Below are 7757 nucleotides of genomic sequence, written 5' to 3'. Positions count from 1 at the left end.
ACGGATTTCCACTGATTTCACGCGTTTTTCTCATACTAAAAGCTAGGTTGGGGGAAACTGGAAGTTAGTTTTAGAAGTTACCCTATTCAAAAACTTCCCCTATAGAAAAGAGGAAGTTTGATAGGTATCAGCCTGAATTACGCAATCCTGTCGCAATTCCGTTGATGGTTGTATGGATTAATTTTTCTTGATCGCTTGATAATTCTCCTCGGCGTTGACGTTTAATCAACTCCAACTGGATATAGTTAAGGATATTAAAGTAAGGCATACGATAATCCAAACTTGCTTTTAGATATGGATTTTCAGCCAAGAGTTCATCATATCCTTCGATAGCCAAGATGACTTCCTTGGTAACTTGCCATTCATTTAGAATAGTCTCATAAATTGCTTTTACTTGATCATCTTCACAAAGTTTGGCATATTCAAAAGCAATATTCATATTTGATTTTGACAAGACCATGTCTACATTTGAAAGAAGTGACTGGAAGAAAGGCCAATTTTGGTACATATCTCGTAGGATAGCGATATTTTCTGGATTTTTATCAATAAATTCTTTGAAACTTGATCCGACACCATACCAGCCAGGGAACATGACACGGCTTTGTGACCATGAGAATACCCAAGGAATAGCTCGCAAACCACCGATTTCAGTAATCGTCTTACGAGCGGCTGGACGAGAACCAATATTAAAGCTTGAAATAGCCTTGATTGGACTTGACTCGAAGAAATAATCATAGAAATGGTCATTACCAAAGACCAAATCACGGTAGATATCGTAACTACGGTCCACCACTTGGTCCATAATGGCTTCATAACGATTTGATGTATTGGTATCGCTCTTCTTCTGCGTAATCATACGGTTAATGGCTGCAGATACTAGCATTTCAAGATTATAGTAGGCCGCATCTTTATTACCGTATTTATTGCCAATTACTTCACCCTGCTCCGTCAAACGGATACGATCCTTGATTGACTTGAGCGGTTGGGAGGTGATGGCTTCATAAGTTGGTCCACCACCACGACCAACAGTACCACCACGGCCATGGAAGAAGGTAACCTTAACGCCAAATTCATCTCCAATAGCAGTCAATTGTTGTTGAGCCTTGTAGAGGGTCCAACATGATGATAAGTAACCACCATCTTTATTACTGTCAGAGTAACCAAGCATGATTTCTTGGTAATTATTACGTGAAGCAATCCACTTCTTAGCTAGAGCAAGAGAAAGGTATTCCCTCATGGTTTCTTCTGAGTGGTCCAAGTCCTCGATTGTTTCAAAAAGAGGGACAATTTGGACACGAGCTCTCTCTTTATCAACTAGCCCTACTTCTTTTAGTAAGATAGCCAATTCCAGCATGTCTGATACGCTGGTTGCATGTGAAATAATGGTCTGACGAATAACATCATCACCCAACTTATCTTTCAAATTACGGGCAGCCTTAAAGATGGCCAATTCTTTTTCAAGTAACTCTGATTTTTCAACATGAGTAGCAGAAAGAATGCGTGGATCTTCTTCTAATTCTTTTAAGAGAAGCTGGCATTTTTCCTCTTCACTTAGTTCGCTGTAACGAGAATGGATTCCTGCTGATTTCAATAGTTCGGCTACACAGGCCTCATGAACACTAGAATCTTGACGCATGTCAATAGATGCCAAATAGAAACCAAAAATTTCAACTGCCTGGATCAACTCAACAAAATCACCAGAAATCAGTGCTTCACCCTTATTTTCCAAGAGGGAATCACGAATGGTAATTAAATCCTTATAAAAATCATTGGCCGTTTCATAGCGAGCCCCAACTTCCTTATCTTCAATCAGATAAGTTTTTGTTGCTTGAATTTTTGATTGAATATCAAACAAGGCACGGCGGTAAAGCTCTTTTTCACGGTAGATTGAGTTATCCTTAGATTGACGAGCCATTTCTCTGACTTGCTTGCTTACATTGACAATACTGGTTGAGAGAGAGAATTCACGATAGAGCTGGTAAATCTTTTCATCATAGTAGTTCATGATGACTTCACACTGAGTCATAGCAGATTGTTTCAAGGTATCTGCTGTAACAAAAGGATTCCCATCACGGTCTCCACCAATCCACATTCCCATGGTAATTGGTTTAGGATGTTTCAACTCCAGTCCATGTTTTTTAGCCAGACGCTTGTACTCAGCAGTCAAATGAGGAACAGCTTTCAGGAATGAACTATTGTAGTATTCCATAACATTCGTGATTTCATTGGTTACTTTCAATTTCTTTTCACGAATCATGTCTGTCTGCATGATAATCTCAATGTAACGACGGAGATCATTATGCCATTTTTCCTTATTAATCAAGCCTAATTTCACATCACGATACTTACGCAAGAGGGTATGGATATGGTTAGTCAAATCCAACATACTCTTACGTTGAACTTGTGTTGGATGGGCTGTCAAAACAGGGACAACATTCAAGTGTTCAAGAATTTCAACCGCATTTTCTTTTTCAGCAACCATTTTGATTGTTGCTGACAATTTACCAAGATAATCTTGATCGATATTATTTTGGTGGTTGATTTCATAAGCCAAATCCACGTCTTCTGAAATATTAATCAAGAGGGGCAAGATGGAGAAATAGCGTGAAATATAAGCCATTTCATCATTTGACAGACTAGTAACCAATTGGTTCAAGCCTTGATAATCTTCTTGAGTTGACAATTCTTTCAACTGCATGATTTTTTCAAAAGTCTCTGGGGCAAGCATGTTTTTAGTGATATCTTCTAACAATTCTGTTAAAATCAATACTTCTTCTTGCACGACAGCTTTATTACTATAGTTTTCTAATTTTTGAAGAGACATAGGCAATCCTTTCCACTCTCAGCTCTACATATAGTTTGATGAGTGAGCTTCTAACTCCTCATATAATTGGGCACGTTTTTCACTTGCATCAATATTTAAGACAAAGGCGATGGCTACAGACAAGACTAGGAGACTGTTTCCTCCTTGCGATAAGAAAGGGAAAGTTACTCCTGTCGAAGGAATAATACCAGAAATTCCACCGATATTGACAAAGACCTGTACCAACATCATCCCTCCAACCCCAATCGCCATCATGGAATTAAAGGGATTCTTAGCACGAATTCCGACTAGGATAATTCGTAAAATCAGGAAAAAGACAAGTGCTAAAATCAAGCTGGCTCCCACAAATCCAAACTCTTCAATGACAATTGAAAATACAAAGTCTGTATGGGCCTCTGGTAAATAACCACGTTTTTCGATTGAATTTCCTAAGCCTAGACCAAACCAACCACCATTTACCATGGCAAAGTAGGAATTTGCAAGTTGGTGGCCTGCTCCTGCCAAATCAGCAAAGGGATTAAAGTAGGCACTGAAACGCTTAGCAACGTAACCAAATACTGGAACTTTTGAAAACTTATCAACCCCAATCATAGAAATAGCTGATAAGGATAGGGCTGAAACTCCTACCAATACACCGATAAAGGCTATAAACCAACGATGAGCAATCCCACTAACTGTATACATAATCAAGGCAACCAGTGCTAGGATAGTCGCATTCCCCAAATCTGGGAAAATAGCCAAACTTCCTATCATGACTAGTAGGACAAAGCGCCAATCATTAAAAGCACGAGGAATCCATTGATTTTGAGTTAAAACTTGAAAATCGTAAATACCAATTTCATCCTGTTGTTTTGAAAAACGTTGGGCCAAGTACCAGACGATGATAATCTTCAAATACTCAGCTGGCTGAATGGTCAAAGGTCCTACTGAAATCCAACCATATGCTCCATTAACTGGCGTACCAATTAAGCGAGCCAGAGCTAAGAGAATCAGCTCAACAAACATAACAATAAATAAAAGTCGTTCTTTTCTTAAAAAATTCAGTTTCAGCTTATATATCAAGGCAATCAATATTAAACTAAATATCCAAAACATTCCCTGACTTCGAACCAATTGGAGGGCACTTTTACCTTCTTCGATAAGAATGGCACTGGTTGTAGAATAGACTACAATCAAACCCAAAATAGATAAAAGTAAGTAAGGAACTAGAATAGAATAGTTTAACAGGTGCCTCTTACTAATCTTCATAGTATCACCAATCTAATGAGAACAAAAGAAATTATTCCCAAATTCCGTTTATTTTCTAGTTTTGATTGCTATTATACCATTTTTTCCGAAAGAAAAAAACTCTTACCCTTAAGATAGAAGATTTTCTCATAAGAAAAAGAGCACTTGGCTCTTTTCTGTTTTATTCTTTTGAAGAACTGCTTGAGCTTGAATCTCCACCACCGATGTATTGAGTGAAGATATTTTGGAAGGCTTGATCTTTAACCTTGATATTGGCTGCTTGCAATTCTTTTCCGATAATACTTTGAACAAATGATGCGTCGTTTTGTTTTTGAGTTAAGATAACAGTTTTTAATTTTTCTTTGTAATCGTCAATATTAGATGATTTTTCTGTTTTCTTAATCAGTTTAACAATGTAATATTGACTGCTGTAGGCTTGTGTTCCAGTAACACTAATCACATCAGAAACACCGTTTACATCTAAAGCAAAAGCTGCTTTCTTAACTTGATCTGGTACTTCTGTTGAAGCAGAATCAAAAGTGATTTCTCCACCATTCGCTTTAGTTTTCTCATCTGTTGAATTATCTTTAGCTAATTGAGCAAAGTCTGCATCACTAGCTTTGGCTTTTTCAAGAATTTCTTTGGCCTTGTCTTCATTGTCCAAACGGATAATTTGAGCAGTCACATCTGGAGTGTACTCGTCAAAGGCCTTCTTATAAGCATCATCTGTCAATTCAGCTTCTGCTGCTTTCTTAACTGCCAACTCAACCAATTTACTTGTACGAATTTGAGCTTTACGTGTTTCAAGAGTCATTCCTGCTTGTGACAAGACACGTTGGTAGTTTTCACCATATTGTTTTTCTTCTTCGGCAATAGTATCATTGACTTCTTTGTCATCTACTTCTGAGCCATATTGCTTCTCAAATACTTTTTGGATGGTCATGTTCAACAAGACTTGTTGGGCTGAAGGATTGCTTTTCACTTGCTCATAAAATTGATGTTCTGTGATAACATCTCCTTTCATGCTGATAAGATCTGCTCCTTCTGAACCTTTCGAACAAGCTGCTAAAGTTGCTACTGATAATAGTGTAATGGCTCCTGCCAATAATTTTTTCTTCATGTCTACTCCTTTGAGATAAGTGTTACCCTATCTATTTTACTATATTTTCTTAAATTTTTCTGAAAATCATTCGCTGTCAGGCAATTGAACATCTGCTACATTTTTACGAAGCATGAGAATGCCGTCCCCCAGAGGTACTAATGTTGCGGTGAGTCCTGGATTGTCTAAGGTTGCATCAAATAGTCTTTGAAGTCCTCTGTAAATAGTTCGCTGACCTCGACGAACTTCCATAATGTCCTTGGCAACATCACCACCTTGGAAAATATCATCCAAGATAACCACACCACCAACTTCCAAATGTTTGAGGATTTCTGGCAGAAAGACGATGTATTTAGACTTAGCAGAATCCATAAAGACGAAATCATAGGAGTCTGTCAGGGTTGATAAGACATCTACCGCATCTCCTTCTAGGAGAGTAATTTGCTTGCGACTGTCAAACTGGGCGAAATTTTCCTTGGCAAATCCAATCATTTCTGGATTGCGGTCAATAGTTGTAATCTTAGCATCTGGCGCATGTTCCGCCATCAAGAGGGCTGAAAAACCGATAGCCGTCCCAATTTCCAGAATGTTTTTAGGTTGCATGGTTTGCATGAGAAAACGGAAATAAGCAACCGTTTCATGGGGAATGATGGGAATATTTTCCTTACGGGCAAAATCTTCCAATTCTTTCAAGGAACCTGTGACTTGCTTTTGACGCTGGCGCATCAAGTCTACAATTTCTTCCTTGACAACAGGACGACGCATATTATGGTTGGCATTCTTACTATACGATTCGACCATCTTATGCCAATCCCAATTTTTCAACAAGGGCTTCAAACTCATTTAAACGGCGTTCAAAGACTGCAAAGGCATCGTTTAGGTAGTCTTCCTTCTCCATATCAACACCAGCTTTTCTCATGACATTGAGTGGATAGTCAGACTTACCTGCCTTGAGGTAATCGATATAGCGGTCACGGTCTTCTTGACTACCATGAACAATCTTTTCAGCCAAGGCTGAGGCTGCTGCAAAACCTGTTGAATATTGATATACATAGTAGTTATAGTAGAAGTGTGGAATGCGAGCCCACTCGTATTGGATTTCAGGATTGTCTTCCTTACTCAAACCATAATACTCCTGGTTCAAGTCTGCGTAGAGTTTATTTAGGAAATCGCTGGTCAAGACTTCTCCATTTTGGTCCGCTTGGTGGATAGCGTGTTCAAACTCAGCGAATTGAGTTTGGCGGAAGACTGTTCCACGGAAACCATCTAGGAAGTTATTGAGAATAGCAAAGCGTGTTGCATCGTCTTCCACTTCTTCCAACAATTTCTCCGTCAAGATATTTTCATTGGTAGTTGAAGCAATCTCAGCCAAGAAGATAGAATAATCTCCGTAAACATAGGGCTGCGTTTCACGAGTATAGCTAGAATGCATACTGTGGCCTGTCTCATGGACAAGGGTAAAGAGATTGTCTAGATTGTCCTGCCAGTTGAGGAGCATAAAGGCATTGGTATCGTAAGAACCGCCAGAGTAGGCTCCTGAACGCTTGCCTTGATTTTCATAAACATCAATCCAACGCTCGCTAAAGGCACGTTTAACACGGCTCAAGTAATCCTCACCCAAGACTGCCAAGGCCTCTTCTGCCTTTTTCAAGGCTTCCTCGTAGGTAAAGCTGTATTCTACTGAAGATAGTGGTGTGTAGACATCGTACATCTTGAGGTCTGAAATCCCCAAGATTTTTGAACGAAGCTCAAGATAACGATGCAAGAGTGGTAAATGCTTGCGAACTGCTGCTACCAAATTGTCATAAACACTCTCTGGAACAAAATTTGCTGCTAAAGCTGCATGACGAGCACTCTTGTAGTTGCGAACCTTAGCACGGTAGTTTTGCACCTTAACATTGGTTTGCAAGGTTTTAGCATAGGTGTGTTGGAATTGCTCATAAGTCGCATAAAGGGCTTGATAAGCACCACGGCGAACCTCACGATTTTTAGACTCCATCAAACGTGTGTAAGTCCCATGAGAGAGCTGCACTTCCTTACCATCATCGTCGAGGACATAAGGGAACACAATATCCGCATTGTCCAAGATAGCGAAGGTTTCACTTGCCGAACCAAAGATTTCCCCAGCTCCAGCTAATAATTCTTCTTCACGTTGTGAAAGAACGTGTTCCTTGCCTTGCAAAAGCTTGTCAAAATAGTGTTGATAAACCTGCAATTTTGGCTGAGCTTCTAAAAAGTCAGCATACTGCTTTTCACTAATTTCCATAAATTCGGGCTCATAGAATGAAAAGGCTTGATCCAGCTGGCTGTATAGAGTCATTGCCTTGGCATAGTACTCTTGATACTTGGCTTCACGAGTGTCCTGGTCATTTTTCATATGAGCATAAACGTAAAGCTTCTCAATTTGGCGTTCCATCTCAAGAGAAAATTCAGTGATTTCGAGTAGGTTATCCGCACTATCCAAGAGATGACCTTCATACTGGGCTACTGTCTCCAATTGGTCTGTTAAATCTTTTAAGGCTTCTTCCCAAGCCTGGTCAGTTGGGTAGATCGTTGATAGATCCCATGTATCTTTTTCATTTATTTCATTTCTTTGTAATACCATTA

5 protein-coding genes are annotated in these 7757 nt (G+C 39.3%); all 5 read right to left on the bottom strand.

The annotated features are described in order from the left end of the window. Nucleotides 1-127: 127 nt before the first annotated feature. The 5 genes from ppc to pepF all read right to left on the bottom strand — a co-directional run bounded on the left by ppc (nt 128) and on the right by pepF (nt 7755). Nucleotides 128-2824 (bottom strand): phosphoenolpyruvate carboxylase, encoded by a 2697-nt coding sequence (gene ppc / locus HMPREF1048_RS10585; RefSeq protein WP_000058174.1) that lies wholly within the window; start codon nt 2822-2824, stop codon nt 128-130. Nucleotides 2825-2848: 24 nt separating this feature from the next. Continuing rightward, nucleotides 2849-4072 (bottom strand): cell division peptidoglycan polymerase FtsW, encoded by a 1224-nt coding sequence (gene ftsW / locus HMPREF1048_RS10580; RefSeq protein WP_000703371.1) that lies wholly within the window; start codon nt 4070-4072, stop codon nt 2849-2851. A gap of 160 nt (nt 4073-4232) precedes the next feature. Next, nucleotides 4233-5171, bottom strand: a complete 939-nt coding sequence (gene prsA, locus HMPREF1048_RS10575) for a peptidylprolyl isomerase PrsA (protein ID WP_000727953.1) — start codon at nt 5169-5171, stop codon at nt 4233-4235. A 66-nt stretch (nt 5172-5237) separates the two neighbouring features. After that, entirely contained in the window at nt 5238-5951 is a 714-nt protein-coding gene (locus tag HMPREF1048_RS10570) for an O-methyltransferase (RefSeq protein WP_029746692.1), read from the bottom strand. Nucleotide 5952: 1 nt separating this feature from the next. Beyond that, nucleotides 5953-7755, bottom strand: a complete 1803-nt coding sequence (gene pepF, locus HMPREF1048_RS10565) for an oligoendopeptidase F (RefSeq protein WP_000244114.1) — start codon at nt 7753-7755, stop codon at nt 5953-5955. Nucleotides 7756-7757 lie beyond the last annotated feature (2 nt).

Source organism: Streptococcus mitis SK575 (assembly GCF_000257865.1).
In the GTDB taxonomy this organism is placed as follows: domain Bacteria; phylum Bacillota; class Bacilli; order Lactobacillales; family Streptococcaceae; genus Streptococcus; species Streptococcus mitis_CQ.
Note: the sequence above shows the minus strand (reverse complement) of the source record. Positions and strands in the feature narration are given on the sequence as shown.

Bases quoted from the DNA above. Each gene is read 5' to 3' on its own strand.
- HMPREF1048_RS10570 (WP_029746692.1), bottom strand. From the start codon at position 5,951: ATGGTCGAATCGTATAGTAAGAATGCCAACCATAATATGCGTCGTCCT.
- ftsW (WP_000703371.1), bottom strand. From the start codon at position 4,072: ATGAAGATTAGTAAGAGGCACCTGTTAAACTATTCTATTCTAGTTCCT.
- ppc (WP_000058174.1), bottom strand. From the start codon at position 2,824: ATGTCTCTTCAAAAATTAGAAAACTATAGTAATAAAGCTGTCGTGCAA.
- pepF (WP_000244114.1), bottom strand. From the start codon at position 7,755: ATGGTATTACAAAGAAATGAAATAAATGAAAAAGATACATGGGATCTA.
- prsA (WP_000727953.1), bottom strand. From the start codon at position 5,171: ATGAAGAAAAAATTATTGGCAGGAGCCATTACACTATTATCAGTAGCA.